Source organism: Deltaproteobacteria bacterium, assembly GCA_016218975.1.
In the GTDB taxonomy this organism is placed as follows: Bacteria; Desulfobacterota; Deferrimicrobia; order Deferrimicrobiales; family Deferrimicrobiaceae; genus JAENIX01.
In genome coordinates this window covers 24914-44287 of sequence record JACRCO010000071.1, presented here as the reverse complement: position 1 = coordinate 44287, position 19374 = coordinate 24914, and the positions used below count along the sequence as shown (strand labels likewise).

The 19374-nt window shown below is 61.7% G+C and carries 13 protein-coding genes and 1 tRNA gene; 2 read left to right on the top strand and 12 right to left on the bottom strand.

Annotation, left to right across the window (positions count from 1 at the left end; genetic code table 11):
* Positions 1 to 30 precede the first annotated feature (30 nt).
* Positions 31 to 2667 carry a response regulator gene (locus HY896_10115; protein ID MBI5576699.1) on the bottom strand — a complete coding sequence of 879 codons (2637 nt, stop codon included), beginning with the start codon at positions 2665 to 2667 and terminating at the stop codon, positions 31 to 33.
* Between the two features lie 288 nt (positions 2668 to 2955).
* Between HY896_10115 and HY896_10110 the strand changes: the two genes are divergently transcribed.
* Positions 2956 to 3249, top strand: a complete 294-nt coding sequence (locus HY896_10110) for a hypothetical protein (protein MBI5576698.1) — start codon at positions 2956 to 2958, stop codon at positions 3247 to 3249.
* 12 nt (positions 3250 to 3261) lie between these two features.
* Here HY896_10110 and HY896_10105 read toward each other — a convergent pair whose 3' ends face one another.
* The 7 genes from HY896_10105 to HY896_10075 all read right to left on the bottom strand — a co-directional run bounded on the left by HY896_10105 (position 3262) and on the right by HY896_10075 (position 10878).
* Complete coding sequence (locus HY896_10105) at positions 3262 to 3762, bottom strand: GNAT family N-acetyltransferase (protein ID MBI5576697.1); 501 nt, start codon at positions 3760 to 3762, stop codon at positions 3262 to 3264.
* Entirely contained in the window at positions 3759 to 4790 is a 1032-nt protein-coding gene (locus tag HY896_10100; GenBank protein ID MBI5576696.1) for an ATP-grasp domain-containing protein, read from the bottom strand. Before HY896_10100 ends, HY896_10105 begins: the two co-directional genes overlap by 4 nt.
* Entirely contained in the window at positions 4787 to 5779 is a 993-nt protein-coding gene (locus tag HY896_10095; protein ID MBI5576695.1) for an ATP-grasp domain-containing protein, read from the bottom strand. Before HY896_10095 ends, HY896_10100 begins: the two co-directional genes overlap by 4 nt.
* Positions 5752 to 7077, bottom strand: a complete 1326-nt coding sequence (locus HY896_10090; GenBank protein ID MBI5576694.1) for a KamA family radical SAM protein — start codon at positions 7075 to 7077, stop codon at positions 5752 to 5754. Before HY896_10090 ends, HY896_10095 begins: the two co-directional genes overlap by 28 nt.
* 75 nt (positions 7078 to 7152) lie before the next feature.
* Positions 7153 to 7689 carry a helix-turn-helix domain-containing protein gene (locus HY896_10085; protein MBI5576693.1) on the bottom strand — a complete coding sequence of 179 codons (537 nt, stop codon included), beginning with the start codon at positions 7687 to 7689 and terminating at the stop codon, positions 7153 to 7155.
* A gap of 140 nt (positions 7690 to 7829) precedes the next feature.
* Positions 7830 to 8645, bottom strand: a complete 816-nt coding sequence (locus HY896_10080; GenBank protein MBI5576692.1) for an endonuclease/exonuclease/phosphatase family protein — start codon at positions 8643 to 8645, stop codon at positions 7830 to 7832.
* A 37-nt stretch (positions 8646 to 8682) separates the two neighbouring features.
* Positions 8683 to 10878, bottom strand: a complete 2196-nt coding sequence (locus tag HY896_10075) for a VTT domain-containing protein (GenBank protein ID MBI5576691.1) — start codon at positions 10876 to 10878, stop codon at positions 8683 to 8685.
* 205 nt (positions 10879 to 11083) lie between these two features.
* On the opposite strand from HY896_10075, the gene HY896_10070 reads away from it, so the two are divergent.
* Positions 11084 to 11159 (top strand) — tRNA-Ala (locus tag HY896_10070).
* A gap of 170 nt (positions 11160 to 11329) precedes the next feature.
* On the opposite strand, the gene HY896_10065 is transcribed toward HY896_10070, so the two are convergent.
* The 4 genes from HY896_10065 to treZ form a co-directional block, all read right to left on the bottom strand.
* Positions 11330 to 12031: a lipid-binding SYLF domain-containing protein gene (locus HY896_10065; protein MBI5576690.1), complete on the bottom strand. Its 702-nt coding sequence runs from the start codon at positions 12029 to 12031 to the stop codon at positions 11330 to 11332.
* 134 nt (positions 12032 to 12165) lie between these two features.
* Positions 12166 to 15042, bottom strand: a complete 2877-nt coding sequence (gene treY, locus HY896_10060; protein ID MBI5576689.1) for a malto-oligosyltrehalose synthase — start codon at positions 15040 to 15042, stop codon at positions 12166 to 12168.
* Between the two features lie 4 nt (positions 15043 to 15046).
* A complete protein-coding gene (locus tag HY896_10055) occupies positions 15047 to 17485 on the bottom strand; it encodes a DUF3536 domain-containing protein (GenBank protein MBI5576688.1) in 2439 nt (812 codons plus the stop codon).
* 12 nt (positions 17486 to 17497) lie between these two features.
* Positions 17498 to 19339 (bottom strand): malto-oligosyltrehalose trehalohydrolase, encoded by a 1842-nt coding sequence (gene treZ, locus HY896_10050; GenBank protein ID MBI5576687.1) that lies wholly within the window; start codon positions 19337 to 19339, stop codon positions 17498 to 17500.
* Between the last annotated feature and the right edge of the window lie 35 nt (positions 19340 to 19374).

The following is a 19374-nucleotide window of genomic DNA, read 5'->3' as shown; positions in this document are numbered from 1 at the left end:
TACGTCGGCGTGCAAGACCGGGTTCCGGCCTCAGGAGTCGAGGACTTCGCGCACTTTTTTCGCCAGCACCTCTTTCGTGAATGGTTTCGGAAGGAAAAAGATCCCTTCCTTGAGCACCCCGTGTACCGATATGGCATCGGCGGAATACCCGGATATGAAGAGCACCTTTTCCTGCGGCCAGGCGCGGGTGATGCGGTCCGCGAGCTGAACTCCGCTTTCTCCCGGCATGACGACGTCCGTGACGAGCAGTTGGATCAACCCGTTGTGCGCGCCCGCTACGCGCAGGGCCTCGAACGGGCTTCCGGCGGTCAGTACCTTGTAGCCGTACGATTCGAGAAACTCCCGGATCACGTTCCTGACGGCCGCATCATCCTCCGCGACGAGGATCGTCTCGGATCCCCGGGCGGGAGGCGCGGCGGCCGCGCGTATCGCGGCGGCGTCCGTTTTTTCCTCGATCCGGGGCAGGAAGATCCGGATCGACGTCCCTTTTCCCGGCCTGCTGGACGCCCAGATGAATCCTCCGCTCTGCTTGACGATCCCGTAGCTGGTGGACAGCCCCAGCCCCGTTCCCTTGCCCGCTTCCTTCGTGGTGAAAAACGGGTCGAAGATGCGCTTCAGGGTTTCTTCGTCCATCCCGCAGCCGGTATCAGTGACGGAAACCCGGACGTAGGACCCGGGCGGCATGTTGACTTCCCCGTTCAGGTAGGCCTGGGGTTCGGCGAATTCCGCCCGGTGCGTCTCGATGGCCAGCTTGCCGCCCCGGGGCATCGCGTCCCGTGCGTTGACGACGAGGTTCATGATGACCTGCTCGAACTGTCCCGGGTCGATCTTCACGAACCCGATGTCGGAGGATAGGTTCAGCGTGAGCTCTATATCTTCTCCGATCAGGCGCTGGAACATTTTTCGGGCATCGGTAACGACGTCGTTCAGGTCCACCACCTTCAGTTCGAACACCTGCTTGCGGCTGAATGCGAGGAGCTGGCGGGTGAGGTCCGCGGCCCGTCCCGCCGACCTCTTGATCTCCTCGAGTTTCGAGCGCTCGTCGCTGTCATTCTTCGACCTGTCAAGCAGGATCTCCCCGTATCCGAGAATCACGCTCAGGAGATTATTGAAATCATGCGCCACGCCACCGGCCAACCTTCCGACCGCTTCCATCCTCTGGGAGTGAAGGAATTTTCTTTCCAGGGCCTGGCGCTCCGTTTCATCCTCGACGAACACCTCGTAATAGTCTATGGCGCCGTTCTCGTCCCTGACTGCGGTTCCGCTGGCGCGCACGTGCAGGATGGCGCCGTCCTTCCGATTCCAATCCAGCTTGAGCACAAGGGAGGATGCCTGGTTCCTGCCGGCGTATTTTTTCAGGATGCCCTGCCGTTCGTCCGCCTTGACGTAGATGTCCCTGTCCATGTTCGCGTTCAGGAGCTCTCCCTCGGATTCGTACCCGAGCATTTCGACCAGCGCGGGGTTTACCATCAGGAACTTTCCTCCCGGTGTAACCCTGTAGATTCCAAGGGGGGAATTCCTGACGATCGACCGGTAGTTATTTTCGGAGAGCATCAGCGCTTCCCGCGCACGTTCCCGCTCGGCCCGCCTCCCCACGATCGCGGCGGTCATCCGGTCGAAGCCCTTCGCAAGCTCGCCGAGCTCTCCCTTGTCGTACGGCGGCCCGATCCGTATTTCCGCATCCTCCTCCGCAACGCGGTGCGTCGCCCGAAGCAGTGCCTGCACCGGACGCACGACGAAATATCCGCTGGAGAGCCACACCAGGAACAGCGCGGCTGCGATTCCCGACCCAAGGACGGCCATGTCTCTCCGGGTATGCGTGTCCAGTTCCGCGAAGATGACGCTTTCCGGAATGCCGACGACCGCGAAAACATCCCTGCCGATCAAGGTGTTCGGCACTTTCGCCACCGCGAACAGGAAAGGCGTTCCGCCGCCGCTTTTTCCGGCTGCGAGTCCTCCGCCCTTTGCCAGCAAAGGCCGCACGGCGTCCATGTCGGGGAATGCCTTCCCGACCAGTCCCGCTTCCGTCGGGTATCTGCCTAGGATGGCGCCCGATGCGTCGATCTTCGTGAGCGCCGCGCCGTTCGGAAGGCTCTCGCCTGCATCCCTCCCGATTTGCCCGAACTCCTCCGTGTCGAGAGCGGCGAAAACGACTCCGCGCAAGCGGTCGTTCGCATCCGGCAACTTGTAAGCGGTCATGATTCCCGGACGATTGGAGATCCGCCCCACCTGATAGACGCACACGGAGAACTCGCGAGTCTCCATCGCGCGGCGGAAGTATTCCCGGTCCGAAACGTTGACGGGGCCGGGAGGAGGGACGGCGCTGCAGACGACGTTTCCGGCGGGATCGGCGATGCCGATGTTTCTGTACTGCGGATAACGCTTGAGGAGTTCGGCCATCGCATCGCTGCAGGACCTGGATTCGGGAGAACGGACGGCGGGAGACCGGGACAGCGTAACGAGGAAATTGCGGGCCTCTTCGATCTTCCGGTTCTCGTCGGCGGCCACCAGGTTGGCGTTTCGTACGGCGTTGGTCTTCAACTCGCCGAGCATGTGCTTCCGTTCATGCTTGAACGTGAAATAAGTCACGCCGAACGCGGGCACGACGACAAGGAAACAGATCGCAATGAGGCGTACCCTCAGGCTTGATAAGCGATTCCACCCCATACCGTCTCCCGTTGAATGAGATACCCTCCGTTTATGTATCGGATTCAGTGAAAGAAAAAATCAGTAATGATTTGCGAATTGTTCGCGCTAACGGAAATCGACGGAGTTTTGGACGGTTGAAATGCAGGATATTCCCATTTCCTTGCCTGCGCAATCCGGACTGGGCATCAGGCATTTCCCGTGGCCTCCTTGCCATCGAGGTGACGGTCCCGTAGGATGCTTTAATCGGATCGAACCGGGGATGCCGCACGCAGGGAAAAAATGGAATCCGGCGAGGAGTAAGGTGAGATGAAACCAAGGGATGTATTGAATAAAAAGAAAAAAACATATCTGCTGATCGCCGGAATAAGTTTTGCTGCGCTGACCATGCTGGCGTTCGTCGAAAAATATTTACCGAAATCGTTGTTCGATGTCCTGGCGATCGGAGCAGGCACGGTGTTCGGCGCCGGGATCGTGCTGGTGTACTTGGGGATCAAGTGTCCGAAGTGCGGGAAAACGCTGGGGCTGAAATTCGTTTTCGCGGACGATACTCTCCACCACTGTCCAGGCTGCGGGATTCCGTTCGACGAAGATTCCTTGTGACCCGCCGCCGATCTACGTGATGCGTTTCAGGTAGATGAGTTTGTCGTCGCCGTCGTCGTAGTAATCGGGAAGTTGGGCTGCGAGGGTGCAGCCGATGCGGATGTAGAACTCGCGCGTCGTTCCGTAGCTCTCCTTCGAGGACGTTTCGATCACCAGGAGCTTCCCGCCGCGTTTCCGTACCTCTTCCTCGACGAAGGAGACGATCTTCCGGCCGTATCCCTTTCCCATCCTGTCGGCGCGGGTGGCCAGCCAGTAGAGATCGAAGGTAAACTTCGTCATCGGGTTCTTCCCGAAACAGGCGTACGCGGCGACCGTCCCGTCCTCCTCTTCCAGAACGAAGGGATGGTAGTCCTCCTGATCGGGGCTGGTGAGAGCGATGTCGACCAGCTCCATCGCCACGTCGACCTCGAACGGCTTGAATGCCCCGGTGCCGTCGATGAGATTTCGGACCGCATCGCGGTCCTTCTCTTCGATCGGGCGTATCATGGCCTGCGTTTCCTTCCGGCTGATCATCGCGCCCCCCGCGCCAGCCCCAGCCGCAGGATTTCCGCGACCAGCGCTTCATAAGCAAGCCCCTCTGCGCGGGCGGCGCGCGCAAGCCCGGCGTCGGGGGAGATATCGGGATTCGGATTCACTTCGAGGACGAAAAGTTTCCCGCTACGGCTGGTGCGGTAGTCCACGCGGGAATAGCCGCACAGCCCGAAGATCCGCGCGCATTCCATCGTAATTTCCGCAAGGCGCGACCTCAATCCGTCCGAAACGTCCGCAGGGCACCGGGGAGCGATTTCGGCGAAGGACGGATGGTTCGGGTCCCACTTCGATTCGAAAGAGCAGATCCGCCACTTGCGGTTCCGGTATACGAGCTCCGCAGGGGGGAACGCGCGATGGGGATCCACTGCCGTGCCGTTGCCCAGCACGGCCACGTTGAATTCCCTTCCGCCCACGTACTCTTCGACGAGCGCCTCCTGGTTGTACTTCTCCACGACGTGCGCCACCCTCTTTTTGAGCCCCGCCTCGTCGTCGACGACGCTCTCCTCGGTGATCCCCGCCGATCCGTCCTCCTTCGACGGCTTCACGATGACGGGGAAGACAAGTCCCGAATGGCGACGGGGAGGGGCGGAGAAGAGGCGGAACTCCGGCGTCGCGATTCCGTGCGAGGATAGGATTCTCTTGGTGAGCGCCTTGTTGTTGCAGACCGCCAGGGCCATCGGGCCGTTTCCCGTGTAGGGGATCTTCAGCAATTCCAGGAACGCAGCGCCGTGGGGCTCCTTCTGCGCCGAGTTCAGGGGGCATTCGCTCAGGTTGAACACCGCTTCCGCACCGAAGGAGCGGAACGATTCCGCGAGCGCCACGATGTCCCTGCCGAACGAAAAATACCGCGCGTCGGCTCCCAGGTTCGCCAGGGCATCCGTGACCGACCGGGCGCTTACCGCCAGGTCCATGCTCTCGCGCATCCCGGGGTCCTCCACCCCCGCAAGCGACTCCTCCACGGAAGTGTAGAGCACCGCGATCTTCTTACCGGCGATACCCCCGATGGTCACCGTCCCCCCACCTCCCGGCGCGAGAGAGCGTGCGAAAGGATCTCCGAGATCAGGGAAAGATAGGACAGGCCCATCCTTTCGGCCATGATCGGCAGGTCGCCGTAGCCGGGGGAGAGGCCGGGAAGGGGATTGCATTCGATGAACTGGGGAACGCCTCCGCCGTCGATCCGGAAATCGATCCGGGAGAAATCCCTGCAACCGAGAAGCCGGTAGATCCCCCACGCGCACCGCTCGATTTCGGCGATCGTCTCTTTCGCGAAAGGCGGCGGGCATCGGTATTCGACCTGGTTTTCCCAGTCGCGCTTGACTTCGAGGGAATAGACGAAGTCCTCCGGCCGCACCTTCTTCGGTGCGATCTCCATGACGCCGACCACCCGCGGACTTTCGTTGCCCAGCAGTCCCACGGTGACCTCGGGGCCCGCTACGAATTCCTCGACGATGGCCTCCTGGCGATACGTTTCCGTGACGAACTTCACCATGTCGCGCGCCTGCGATGGCTCGGCGGCCCGGGATGTGAGCCGCACCCCCTTGCTCGACCCCTCGAAGGCGGGCTTCACGATGACGGGGAAGGAGAGGCCGTGAGCGGAAAATTCGGCGGACGAACTGAAGGTGCGGAACCCCGGGGTGTGGAATCCTCCCGCCGCCACCAGCCGCTTGGCGACAGGCTTGTCGAGAGTGACGCAGAGCGTCAGCGGATCCGATCCGACATAAGGGATGCCAAGCATTTCCAGGAGGGCCGGCACGTGCGCCTCGCGGCACCGCCCGCCTTCGCCTTCCGCTATGTTGAAGACTATTTCGGGTTTGTGTTTCCTGATGGCGTCTATGATGCCGGGGCCGGCGCCGAGCCGGACCACATCGTGGCCGAGGGCGGAAAGGGCATTGCAGATGTGCCCCACCGTCGCCTCGGAGTCGTACTCCTCGAAGGCGTCTTCAGGGAGGTGAGCGGGAGAATGGGCCGGTTTTACGTTGTAGGAGAGGCCGACTCGCACCGTCTCCTTCTCCGGGCCATCCGCTCGTTTCCCGCCGGGATGAGCGCCTTTACCTCTCCGGTCATCAGCCGGTACACGTCCTGGCGGGGCGGAATCCCCTCCGTCTCCGGCTGCGCCGACGGCCGTCCGTCTTCGTGCGGCTCTTCGTAACTGACGATTATCCCCTCGTAGTTGCGCAGGATCGTCCTTCGCTCTCCCATCGAGAGGATGTAGTTGGGCATCAGGGGTATCTTCCCGCCGCCGCCGGGGACGTCCACCACGAATGTAGGGATTGCCAGCCCCGACGTGTGGCCCCGGAGCGCCTCCATGATCTCCACGCCCTTGGAGAGCCGCGTGCGGAAATGCTCCAGCCCCCGCACCTGGTCGCATTGGAACAGGTAGTAGGGGCGCACCTTCGCACGGAGGAGCTGCGTGTTCAGCTTGCGCAGGATCTCCGGATGGTCGTTGACCCCTTTGAGGAGCACCGTCTGGTTGTTCACGGGCACGCCGGCATGAAGGAGCCGGTCGCACGCGCGCCGCGCCTCCTCGGTGACCTCGCGGGGATGGTTGAACTGGGTGTTCACCCAGATCGGGCCGTACTTCGAAAGCAAAGCGCAAAGCTCGTCGTCGATCCGCATGGGAAGGACGACCGGCACACGGGTGCCGATCCGGACGATCTCCACGTGCGGGATCTTCCGCAGGCCTTTCAGTATGAATTCCAGCCGCTGCGTCGGCAGCGTGAGGGGATCGCCGCCGGAGATGATGACGTCACGGATCTCCTCGTGCCGCCTGATGTAGGAGAACATCTTGTTGAGCTCGAATTCCGTCTTCGCTCCTTCGCCCAGCGCCCAGATCCGCTTCCGCGTGCAGTGGCGGCAGTACATCGAGCAGAAGTTCGTCACCACCATCAGGCAGCGGTCGGGATAGCGGTGAGTGAGGCCGGGAACGGGGCTGTCCTTCTCCTCGTCCAGCGGATCGTCTTCGCCGACCGACATCCCGAAATATTCCTCGGTGCGCGGGATCGCCTGCATGGCGATCGGGTCGGCGGGATCGTCGAACCGGATGAGCGAGAGGTAGTAGGGAGTTATTCCCAGGTGGTAGATGTCGTTCACGCGGTTGAGGACGGCGGCATCTTCCGGGGAGAAATATCGCAGCCCCGCCAGTTCGCGGACGGATGTGATGCGGTGGGAAAGCTGCCAGCGATAGTCGTTCCACTGTTCCCGGGTGATTTGCGGCCACGGCAACCCCACCGGGTTCCCGCCGCCCGCGTCCGGGCCGATCCTCAGCGGAACGGAATCGTCACCGAGATTCGGGTCCATGTCCTCCTCGTCGTCTCTTCGTCGGCATGTTGGGTTGCCGGGTTCCGCCCGGGCCCGCATTCGTCACGGGCCGAATTATCGCCCACTGGTTTTCACCCAGAGGAAATCGACGGGAGCCTTTCCCTTGTTGCTGAAGGCGAACTCCTTCTCGGCGTAGAAGTAGAGGCTTTCGCCTTTGCGCGCCGCGTACGCGGCGCTCCCCAGCCGCAACCCGAGCCGGCCGGAAAGGACGAACACGTAGTTCTCCCCTTCCTGCGCGGGTTCGAGCGGCGTCTCCTTGCCGGGCTTGATCTCCGCCCGGTAGGCGACCATGGAACGATAGCGGCTCTTGGGGATCAGCGTCTCGAAGGACACGTATCCCGTCACATCGGATGGAAGGGCTTCCGTCTTCCGGAAGATCACCTTCTCTTCGTCGTCGTCGGCGAAGAACGAGGAGGGCGTTTCGTTGAGGGCGGAGAGGATTTCGAGGAGGTTGGCGACGGAGGGGGACGTGTGGTTGCGCTCGATCTGGGAGATGGCACCCTTGGTGAGGCCGGCCCGCTCCGCGAGATCGGCCTGGGCAAGTCCGTTGATCTGCCGCAGGTGCTTGATCCTTGCCCCGATGTCTATCAATACGGTTTTTTTAAACCCCCCGTTTAGTAATCTATCCGAATTTTACGGTTTGCGAAAAATGGTGTCAACAGAAAAATAGCGGATACGCAAAAGAAATTAAGTTTCGAGCCCCTTTCCGCTATCCGCGGTGGCCCGGTTTTCTATACCCCGATTTTTGTCGTTTCCGGCTCTTCGAGCAGCTCCGGCGGCGGAGCGATCCGCCTTCTTTCCACGGTGAGGGGAGTCGTCACGTCGATCGTCGCCTTGATAGGAAGATGATCGGAGGCGATCCGGGCGGCCGATGTCGCATGGGCTTCGACCGCCTGAAGCGCCTTCCTCGGCCATACCCAGATCCTGTCGAGCGCGAACAGCGGCAGGAAGGAGGGAAAGGTCCGCTGCGCGGGCGCCCGTCCGAGGCGGCCGTGAAGCCATCGCAGGGGACGGCTGCCGGGCAGCCATTCGTTGATGTCTCCCATGACGACCGTCAGGTGGGTTCCTTCCAGGGAAAGGACGTCCAGCAGGCGTTTTACCTGGAACCGGCGTTCCACGGGACGAAGGCCGAGGTGGGTGACGATCACACGAACGATCGCGCCGTCGATTTCGATGTCAACGTCGATCGCTCCACGCGGCTCCCTTCCGGGATGGCTCAGGTCGATGCGCCGTATTTCCCTCGCCCTTCGGCCGGTGAGAAGCGCATTGGCGAGGCGCCCGTCATGGCGGAGGGGCGCCGTTTCCGCGATGTAGTGGAAACCCGCGGCCGCGGCGATCCGTTCCAGCTGCCTCGGCTTCCCCGAGGGATTCGGCCGCGGATCCACTTCCTGCAGCCCCACGATGTCCGCCCCGAGTTCCCTCAGGACCCCGGCGACACGGACGGGGTCCTGCCGGCCGTCCATGCCCACGCACCTGTGGACGTTATAGGAAGCCGCCAGGAGCAGTCCTTCGGGTTCCCGTATTCCTGTTTCTCCGTGTTCATCCATTAGTCCGGCACTCCGGTTTTTCAGATGCCCGGATCCGCTACCTGTCCTGCAAACGCCGCCGGAGCCACTCGGCCGCGGCGACGAGCGCCGCCACCAGCGCAGCAAGGCCCAGGAAACTTTCGATTCCGGGATGGCGGACCGCGTACGACAACCGCTCACCGAAAAAGGTGATCGCGAACAACCCGGGGGCCATGCCGATCAACGTCCCCAGTGCGAAATCGAGAGGCCTGATCCGCAACGCCCCCGCCGTCAGATTGATGAACGTGAAGGGAGCGACCGGCACGACCCTCACTGTGGCTACAGCCACGAGTCCCCTGCGCCGCAGCATCCGGCTCAGATTGTCCAGCCGCCGTCCCGCGACGAGGCGGAACGGGATCCCGCCAAACATTCGTCCGATTCCGTACGTGGCCATCGCGCTCAGGAAAGAGCCGGCCAGGGAATAGGCGAAACCCGCCCCCGGCCCGAACGTGAATGCCGTCGCCGCGATGAGAATCGTGACGGGGAAGGCGACCAGCCCGCCCGCGACGAACGCCCCGATCACAAGGAACGGCGCCGCAGGGTGCCCGTTTATCCGATCCACCCATCCCGCGACCGTCTCGGGAGTTGCAGCGCTTCCGAGCGGAGTGAATTTCCAGAGTCCGCCCAGCGCAAGGACCGCCGCAAAAATGACCGCCCATCCCAGCAGCCTGCTCCGTACGGGCCCCCGGATATCGTCCGAAACGAAATCCCGGATGACCGTTTCCGGTTCGAGCGGACGCTCGGGATCGACGATCGACGTGTCCGGGATGAGTTTGTCCCGCCACTCCGGCACCTCCCCGGCGAGCACATCGAGAGTCCTTTTACCGCCGCGGAGCGACTCGACCGCCTCGATCAGCGAACCTTTTGCCACGACGGCCCCGGCCACTTTCATCGGCTCGATTCCGAGATGTTCGCCGAGGAGGCGGCTCCGGAATTCCACTATCCCTGACCGGAGGCGCGGATTTCCTTCGGCTTCGATCGCGAGGTCGCACTCCGTGTCGAGTCCCATCGACCGGTTGGTGAGGTTCGACGAACCCACCCGCACTATATCGTCGTCCGCGATGGTGACCTTGGAGTGGACGTTTATCCATTCCTCCTCCCGGTTCCCGGTGACGGGATAATAGATGCGCAGCCGCCCGGATGTGTCGGCTTCCCGCAGGCGCCGGATGAGCCTCGAACGGGCGGTGTCCATCGTGCTTTCCTCGAACTTGCCCGGGGAGTTCTTCGGGAGGACGATCATGATCTCGGGGCCGTTTTCCTCCCCGAGGCGCGCGATAAGCGCCCTCCCTACGGAGTCGGAACTCAGGTAAGGGCTTTCGATGTAAATCGATCTCCGCGCCGCGGCTATGACATCAAGGTGAAGCGATTCCACTTCACGGACCCCTTGGGAGCCCTTGTAGGCGGGCTCTGTACGCGCGATTCCGACCCGCACGTCTTCGATATCAGGCGCAAGCCTGTCCGGCCACGGATCGCGCCGCCATCTCCTCGGCGGACGCAGCAAGCGGCCCGTCGCACGAAACCATCGCTCGCGCACGAGGTCTCCGAGCGCAGCCGCCGCCTCCCCGTCGACGGCAATCTGAACGTCATGAAACGGACCGTAGGCCGCACCCGACGGATCGACGCGCCGCGTGTCTTTCGGCAGATGCTCGGGCGTGTCCCACCTGCTGCGGGTCAGGTCGAGCCCCCCGGCGAACGCGATGGAGTCGTCCACGACCACCACTTTCTGGTGCAGCGACGCCCAGACCGGATGGTTTCCATCCATCTGGAAATGAACCCGGGGATGGGTCCGTCTTTCCAGTTTGACGGCGGGCAGCGCTTCCCGCTCGAAGGTGTAGATGGGATTGAAATCCCAGGCGAGGATGTGCGCGTGCAACCCTTTTCGGCGTGAGACGATCGCATCGAGGAAATTTCCGAGTTCCGGCGGCAGACCGCTGTCATGGTCTTTACGCATCAGGCGGACCCGGCTGTCGATGTCCCATGCCAGGATCAGTATCGATTCCCGCGCCGCTTCCGCGGCGGAAGCGAAGGCCTCGAAGTACGCGGCGGCGTCGACGAGAAACGCGACGCGGTTCGCCTGCGCGATCCGCCAGCAGTTCCGCTCTTCGGCCAGTATATTCTCGCGTTCGGCGCGACCTCCCCGGTGCCGTTCCTCCGAAGGATTTCCCTCGAAAGCCCCGCTTGCCGAGAAACGTTCATCGACCGCCGTCTTGTCCATGGCTTGCAACTTCTCCCACATGATATCGTCGGGGCGCGGTAAAAAGATCCCGCCCCTCCCTGAGGTGGCCCTAAATTTTTTGATGCGGTTCACCTGCCGACGTATTCTTTGCCGGGCGATCGATACAAAGGTGTCTCCAATCGGATGTTGAAGCATCTTCCTTTGACACCGGGCGTCGAATCGTGGAAAATATCTCACTTCAGGTGGGGGAGTAGCTCAGTTGGGAGAGCACCACGTTCGCAACGTGGGGGTCGAGGGTTCAAATCCCTTCTCCTCCACCATTTTTCGCTAAAGGGTATCCTTCCGCGAAAAATGGTGTCCGCCTTAGCCATGAATGGCGGGAGCGGCCCATACCCGTCTCCACCGCCTCGCGACGAACCATGGTGAGAAATGCGGGTCGGCGGGCAAATCCCTTCTCCTCGAGTGATCTGAATATCCGTCAGCCGCAGTTTTATTTTCCTCCCGCCGGAGCATGTTTCCCGAGCGCGTTCTTGAGGCGTGCGGCGGCCGGAGGCGTTTCGATACCGGCGCCTTCGACGATCTCGCGCGGCAGGACATCCTTCTTGCCGTAGAACGCGGCGTCCGCATCGTGGTCGATCTGCATGGAGGATCCTTCAAGGGAAATCCCCGCGAACAGCCCCCGGCTGCGGGAATATGAGTAGATCTCGGCTTTAAGCTCCACGTCCGTTTCCGCCTTCCCGCGCCGTCCCACCGGTCCCGCCGCTATCGACGCGTCCGCTCCGAAGGTGAACTTGCCCTTCATTATTCCTTCCACGCTTTTCGGCGTCTTGAAGACGAGCACGAAGTCCGTCGATTCCGCGCCGATCTGCCACCCGACGCTGCCGCTCATCAGTTTGACGAACACGGGGTTGCTCCATCCGCCGTTCTTGTCCCGAACGACAAGGACGCCGGTCCCGTACTGCCCCCCGAGGATGAAACCCACCTTGATCACGCCGGGTACGATGGCGATGCCGTGAGCATTGGAAAGAAGTGCGGGAGGGATCGCTTTTTCGGGGATCCCCATGATCTTTTCCATTACGTCGGTTGCCGTTTCAACCCGGGCGGCTTCCTTCGCCGCCGCGAACGACTGCGAAGCCGCGGCGACCAACGACAGGACAATGACCGGTAACAGAATCGAAAAGCGTGTTTTCATTTTCTTTCCGCTCCTTTCATTCCGAGCCTCTCGTTTCATTAACTGTTTCTTTCCGGGGCACTCATTCCCGATCCAATTTCCCTTACCGGATTTCGACGCCGGGTCCTTCCGTTCCGTTTCGTATTCCCGGTGTTTCATCGGCCGCTCCCCGAAAGGATCGCCACCGGGAAGGATTCGAATACGCGGTCCAGCGCAAGCAACTTCTTCCCTGCCTCTTGCGTTGCATCCATCGTTTCGCCCGTGAATACGTCGGTCCACCGGACCGGGGATTCCACCGGGAGGAGAAGACCGCCTTGCGCCCCCCAGGTTTTCCTGCCCAGGGGAAATTCGCCAGGCGGCGCGAGGCGCGTCATCAGCCTCGGTACGGCGGCGATTACCCAGAATCCGTTTCGCTCCCGGGCGAAGGAGAGGACATGCTCCTTTTTCCCCGCCGAAGCCCCGAGCGGAATGTAGGAACCGGCCTGAAACAGCTCCCGGTGCAGTCTCCGGAAATTCAGGGCCGAGTGCGTAAGGAACAGCTTGATCCGTCCGTCCTCCCAGCCCGCGAGGATCTCCAGTATGAAAGACAACGGATCGCGGTTTTTCCTGTCGATCGATTCGCCCAGAAGAATTGAGCGCCGGGAAAAATCGACCGGCCGCCGGTTGTCCGGATCGACGAGAGAGAAGTCCCACAATTCCGTCCCCTGGTAGAAATCGGGCACACCAGGAGAAGCGATTTTCAGAACGACCTGCGAGAGACTGTTGAGCGCACCGTACCAGGCGATCTTTTTCCGGAAGGAGAGAAAGTCCTCGAAGAACCGGCTCTCTCCCCGGCCTTCCAGGATGGCGTCCACGAAGTCCCTCACGGCGTTTTCGTGAGGATGGTTCGGCCGATCCCAATGGGTGTGGGCTTTCGCCTCCCTCACCGCCTTTACCATGTAGTCCTTCACCCTTTCCGCGAACGAGGGGATTTCCACCTCTTCGAAGGGCCAGGCGCCGAGCAGCGTCTGGTAGACAAGGGTCTCCTCGCTCGGATCGGGGACGTGCCTCCCGCCGACGGACCGTTTCCTGTCGGAGTTCCAGCGGCTCCACAGAAGAAGCCGCTTCTCCCATTCCGCAGGGAGTTCGGAGAGGACGTCGATGCGGGCGCGCACATCCTCGCTTCGTTTCGTGTCGTGGCTTGAAGTGGCGTTCATTCCGTGTGGAAAACGGGAAAGCGCGGCTTTTGCCCGACGGTGAAACTCCGCCGGGGCGACGGCGGGGGAGGCCGGCTCCCCGCCCACTTCGTTCGCCGATACGAGCCGGTTGTAGAGATACAGCGCGGTGTCCTCGAATCCCTTCGCCATTATCGGTCCCGTGAACTGCTGCCAGCGCATCAGGAAACGGAGGCGGTCCTGGCCATGCTCTCCGGAGAAGGAGGAAGGCCCTTCCGGCAACAGGATCCGGGCCACGAAATCGAATACCGGCGAGCTTATCCCTGCGCCGCGCCGGCGGGCTTCCCGAATCGCCCTGCCGATGTAAAGCCTGTCCCTGGCGGAGATATCGGGGCCGCGTATATAAGTACGGTAGACCGGAAAGCATGCGGTAACCTCGATCATCGCCTGCCGCAGCTCCTTCCTCGGGAGGTCCCGCCCGCGGCGGTCCTGTTCCGCGATGCTGCCGAGGTATTTCCCCAGCGAATGCATCTCGCCGGCGAAATGCGCCTCCATGACGAGTTTCCTGCACCTGTAAACCAGGTCTCCGAAATTCGTTTTCCTCCCTATGAAGCGCGCATATATTTCGTCAAGCTCACGGACTCCGCGGGCGCTTATGAAAACACCGTTCACCGCGTTCAGGAAATCGTATCCGGTCGTGCCGTTAACGGGCCACTCCGGCGGGATATCCTCGTCTCCCTGCAGGATCTTCTCCACCACCGTATAGAAGCATCCCGCCGTTTCCGCACCTGCTTCCGCCGATCCGGCGATACGGTCCCGAAGGGTGGTAAGGTAACCGAGCGGATCGGAAAGACCGTCGATGTGATCCACCCTCAGGCCGGTGACTTTTTCTTCCCTGGCAAGCCGCAGTACCAGATCGTGCGTGGCGTTGAACACCTCGAGCTCTTCGACCCGGAGGCCGACCAGGTCGCTTATGGTGAAAAACCGGCGGTAGTTGATCTCCTCGTTTCCGAACCGCCAGTAGGACAGCCAGTAATGCTGCTCCGACAAAAGGCGGTCAAGGAGTTCGAGACTCGCAGGTTCCCCCTTGCGCCCGTTGAAGATCCGGATGTTCTCTTCGAGAAACGACCGGACCTCGGGACGGTTCCTGTAGAGGCGCCCGAGTTTCCGCTTGATCGATTCCTCTTCCGCAGTCCTTGCGGCCGTGTAGGCAGGTTCCGGCGCCGCCGTATCCTGCAGGCGGTCGATGGATGCGATGAGTTCCCACAGTTCCCGGAACGACGGCGAGTCCCGCCCGTAGGTTTCCTCCACTGTCTCTATTCTGTGCGACAGGATCCTGTTGCAGGATTTTACGCATACGGGAAGTTTCATCCCGGAATAGCGGACGATGAACCCGCTTTTGTCGAGGGACAGGGTCAACTCCCGGTTTTCGAGGACGTCTCCATACGGGCCTCCGAGGATGGGCAAAAGGATTTTTCTTTCCAGCGCCTTTTTCGAAGGGAGCCAGTCGATGTCGAAGAACCTGGCGTAAGCCGAGCCCACGCCCCTTTCCAGCACGTCCATCCACCAGCGGTTTTCGCTGCCTGCGGCCATGTGGTTGGGGACGATGTCCAGGAGAAGCCCCATCCCCTTGCCGTTGAGGGTGGCTGCCAGCGTGTCGAATTCTTCCCCGGAGCCGAGGTCGGGATTGAGCCTCGACGGATCCGTCACGTCATAGCCGTGGGAACTCCCCTTGCGAGCCATGAATAGGGGAGACACATATACGTCCGTTATGCCGAGCGCGTCCAGGTAGGCGAGGATCTCCTGCGCGTCCTTGAACCGGAACCGCGGGCTGAATTGGAGACGATAGGTGGTGACGGGGATCCGCAGGATGCCCACGTGGTCACTCCCCCCGGACCCTGATGTGCAATTTATCCCCCAGTTCGCAGAATGCCCGCACCCACTCCCCCGCGTTCCCGTCCCCCCTGCCGGCCAAAGCGAGGTATTCGGGGTAAACGGTTTGCAGCATCTCGTAGAAGATGTTCTGGGCTTTCCAGAAGTTCGCGGGGGTGGGCAGGGCCATGCCCATTCCGACAACGGCATCGAGGGAGAGCAGGAGGAAAAGTTCGGCGGGTGAAGCCCGTAATCGCGCGGCAATACGTTCCGCGGCCTTCTCGAAGTCGTACGCCAGGCCCGTTTCGTCCGAGAGGGGTATGCCGGTTTCCGCCGATTCGTCGAGCAACGCGCGGATCTTTTCCGCATCCGGTTCTTCTGCTTCCAGGGCCGCCTTCAAGTCCGTTCCTATGGCAAGTTCCGCCGCGGCGCTGAAAGAGCGCGGAACGGGATGCCCCACTTTCGAAAGGAACCGCACGAGCTGGGAGTTCTGTTCATAAACCCGGCGGTAGGCGGCAAGGGCGTCGCCCTGGGATTTTTGCAGAAGTTTCTCGAGTATCTTCCGCTGATGGTCCCGAAACAGGAGCTTGAGGGAATAGGTGCTGCCCCCGAAAGCCCGGTCGACCGCACGGAGCGTCTCCGGCAGATCGGCGCTTCGGAAAGCATCGCCTATTTCCCGCAGGACGGCCTGGTAGGCCTCCTCCCCGGCGAATTCCCGGATTCCGCCGCTCACGTTGTGGTCGCCGAGGTGAAGTACGCCGAACGTGAATCTCCCTTCTTCCCGCGTGATCGCGGATGCGATCTTCGCCTTTCCGAGCGCAAGCCGCGCTTCTCCCGATTGAAGGGTCCGGAAATCCTCCCGCTCCACTTCGTAGCAATAAAGCCTTGCGCGGTCCTCGTAGGTCTCGAAAAGAGTGCTGACGGCATAATGGGCGCCTACCTTCCGGAGGTCGAGCATGGCGGGCCGAACGAATTTTTCGTAGACTTTCCTTCCGTTCCCGTGCGCGGGAACGTTGCTCTTCGCCAGTTCGAGCCGCTCCAGGAACCCGGATTCCAGCCCCCCGCCGAAGAGCCCTTCGGCGAGCTGCAGGGCCCTTCCCGCGTATTGCAGAACCTGAACCGTCTCGATGCCGGAAATCTCGTCGAAAAACCAGCCGCAGCTCGTATACATGAGCTGGGCGTGCCGCTGGAGTTCCAGGAGCGAAAGCGCAGTGACCGACTGGGCAGGCGTGAGCTTGCGATTTGCATGCCCGGCGAGGAACTTCGAAACGTTTTCAGGGGAGCGGTCGAGGACGACCTCTATGTAGCCGTCCCGGGCCACCCAGGGATTTTTCAGCAGCTTCTTTCCGGCGTCCTCGAAGCGTGAGGATAGCTCGTCCCGAAGGGAATCGAGCGCCTCGCGAAGCGGCGCCCGCCACTGCTGGGTCCAGCCGGGGTGGGCGCCCGAGCTGCATCCGCAATCGGCGCGCCAGCGCTCTATCCCGTGCATGCAGCTCCACGAGGTGTTTTCGACGATCTCCGCTTCATGCGAAGGGGGATGCAGCTCGAGGTATTCCCCATAGTTCGTGATGTGCGCATCGCCGTTCGAACCCAGGTGTTGAAGCGCATACGACAGGGCCATATCTCCCCATCGGTGATGATGGCCGAAGGTCTCGCCGTCCGTCGCGATATGCACAAGCCTGTCATCCGTGGAAGGGTTCCCGGGAAATCCTCCCATGATCCGTTCGGCGAAGGTCTCTCCCCGGGTGAGCAATCTCTCGAAGGCGACGGCCCTGGAAATCGGTCCGTCGTAGAAAAACAGCGCGATCTTCCGTCCGGATGGCAGCCGAAGATCGTAAGGGAGCGTCGGGTCGATCCGCCCGCCGCTTGCGTCCTGCCACTCGCGGCTGCCCTTTTTTCGCACGCGGCTTGCCTGGTGGGGAGCCAGGATCGTGAAACGGATCCCCATTTTCCTCATGATCTCCAGGCTTTCGATGTCGACTGCGGTTTCGGGAAGCCACATCCCTTCCGGTTTGCGGCCGAAGCGCCGCTCGAAGTCCCGTATCCCCCAGAGGATCTGGGTGTGCTTGTCGCGCGTGTTCGAAAGCGGGAGTATCACGTGGTTGTATGCCTGTGCCATCGCGGAGCCGTGGCCGGAAAAGGTCTTCCTGCTTTCCCGGTCCCCCGCCAGGATCGCCTGGTATATTTCCGGGTCTTTCTCCTCGAGCCAGGACAGCAGGGTGGGGCCGAAATCGAAGCTGATCTTGCCGTAATTGTTGACTATTTTATCTATCATGCCTTCGCCGTTCAGGATGCGCGAGGCTGAATTAGGCGCGTAGCACTCGGAGGAGATCCGCTCGTTCCAGTCGTGGTGCGGGTAGGCCGAGTCCTGCCGTTCGATCGCCTCCAGCCAGGGATTCTCCCTTGGCGGTTGGTAGAAGTGGCCGTGTATGCATACGTACTTGTCCATGCCCCTTGCCCTTCATTCCTTCGACAGGAGGACGAACGACCACGGGTTCAACGTCAGAGCCGCCATCCCGCGGGATTCGATCCTCTCCGGGGTCGCACTTCCGCTTCCTTTCCACCGCGCGTCGGAGGAATCCAGGAGTTTTTTCCACGCCCCTGCGGGCAGCGGAAGTTCGATGGAAACGGCCGCATCGCCGAAGCGATAGGCCGCCGCCGCCTGGGAGGGGCCGTTCCGGCGTCGTACGTGGAGCACTTTTTCCGTTTCGTAAGCCGTCGCTTCCATATCTTCCTTGCTCGATAGCGACAGGGCCGGATGCCCTTTCCGGAGGCCGATCAATTCCCTGTAGAACTCCCGCAGAACGCGGTTGCGCTTTCCTTCCGCCGGCATGCGGTCGAGCCGGGACCGCTGGAACGTATCTTCGTCCTGGGGATCCGGCGGTTCTCCTCTCCACCGGAATGCGGCGAATTCCTCCTTCCTCCCTTTTCGGACCGCTTCGACAAGGTCCTTGTCCGAATGGCCGATGAAGTAGAGGAACGGGGCGGTCTCCCCGTATTCCTCGCCCATGAACAGGAGTGGGAGGAAGGGCGAGAGCAGGACCACACCGGCGGCGAGCTTCAGTGCTTCGAAGGGAACAAGGCGGCTCAGCCGTTCACCTTCCATGCGATTACCCACCTGGTCGTGGTTCTGGGAAAAGACGACCAACCTGGAAGCCGGAACATCGCGCGACGAATTGCCGTGCCGGCGGTTCCGATAGGCGGAATATTGCCCCGAATAAACGAATCCGTCCGTATGGGCCTTCGCAAGGTCCCCGATGGTTCCGAAATCCCGGTAATACCCGTCCTTTTCTCCGGTCAGCAGGGTGTGCAGCGCGTGGTGGAAGTCATCGTTCCACTGCGCATCCAGCCCGTGCCCGCCGGCCCCCCTTGGAGTAACCGCCCGCGCGTCGTTCAGGTCGCTTTCCGGGATAAGATGGATTTTCCGTTTTTCCCTTGCGGCCAGATCATGGACCGCATCCGCCAAATCCGCCAGGAATGGATATGCGCTGAAGTCCATGATTCCGTGGATGGCGTCGATCCGCAGGGCGTCCACGCGGAAATCGGAGAGCCAGTAGAGCGCGTTCTCGATGAAGTAGCGCCTGACCTCGTCGCTGCAAGGCCCGTCGAAATTGACGGCCGATCCCCACGGTGTCCGGTACCGGTCGGTGAAGTACGGACCGAAATCCGCCAGGTAATTCCCTTCGGGGCCGAGATGGTTGTATACGACGTCGAGAACGACGGCCAATCCCTGCCGGTGGCAGGCTTCCACGAGACGTTTCAGTCCGCCCGGTCCTCCGTAACTGTTCTGCACGGCGAAAGGATAAGCCCCGTCGTAACCCCAGTTGCGGTTCCCGGGGAACTGGGCCGCCGGCATGATCTCGATCGCGGTGACGCCGAGGTCTTTCAGGGACGGAAGATGAGGAACGACGGCATCGAAGGTCCCATCGGGCGTGAATGTTCCTATGTGAAGTTCATACAGGATATATTCTTCGAGCGGGAGGCCGGCCCAGTGCACGTCCTCCTGCCGGATCGTGGCGGGATCCACCACCTGCGAGGGTCCGTGGACCCCCTGCGGCTGGAATCGGGAAGCGGGATCGGGACGCTCCGTTCGCCCGTCGAGGCGGTAGACGTAAAGGGATCCCGGCTCGATCCCGTCCAGCACTGCGCCATGGTACCCTTGCCCCTTCCTCGCCAGGGCCTCCGTACGTTCCCGCGTGGATAGAATGCGCACCTCTACTTTCTCCGCCTTGGGCGCATATACGAAAAATGCGCAACGGCCGCTCCCCATGTAGGTGGCACCCAGGCGAAATCCGTTTTCCATCCAGGCGGTTCCTATCCCACCCCATCCGATATTCC

Bases quoted from the DNA above. Each gene is read 5' to 3' on its own strand.
- HY896_10080 (MBI5576692.1), bottom strand. From the start codon at position 8,645: ATGGATGAACACGGAGAAACAGGAATACGGGAACCCGAAGGACTGCTC.
- HY896_10105 (MBI5576697.1), bottom strand. From the start codon at position 3,762: ATGATCAGCCGGAAGGAAACGCAGGCCATGATACGCCCGATCGAAGAG.
- HY896_10065 (MBI5576690.1), bottom strand. From the start codon at position 12,031: ATGAAAACACGCTTTTCGATTCTGTTACCGGTCATTGTCCTGTCGTTG.
- HY896_10115 (MBI5576699.1), bottom strand. From the start codon at position 2,667: ATGGGGTGGAATCGCTTATCAAGCCTGAGGGTACGCCTCATTGCGATC.
- HY896_10075 (MBI5576691.1), bottom strand. From the start codon at position 10,878: ATGGACAAGACGGCGGTCGATGAACGTTTCTCGGCAAGCGGGGCTTTC.
- treZ (MBI5576687.1), bottom strand. From the start codon at position 19,339: ATGGAAAACGGATTTCGCCTGGGTGCCACCTACATGGGGAGCGGCCGT.
- HY896_10090 (MBI5576694.1), bottom strand. From the start codon at position 7,077: ATGGACCCGAATCTCGGTGACGATTCCGTTCCGCTGAGGATCGGCCCG.
- HY896_10055 (MBI5576688.1), bottom strand. From the start codon at position 17,485: ATGGACAAGTACGTATGCATACACGGCCACTTCTACCAACCGCCAAGG.
- HY896_10110 (MBI5576698.1), top strand. From the start codon at position 2,956: ATGAAACCAAGGGATGTATTGAATAAAAAGAAAAAAACATATCTGCTG.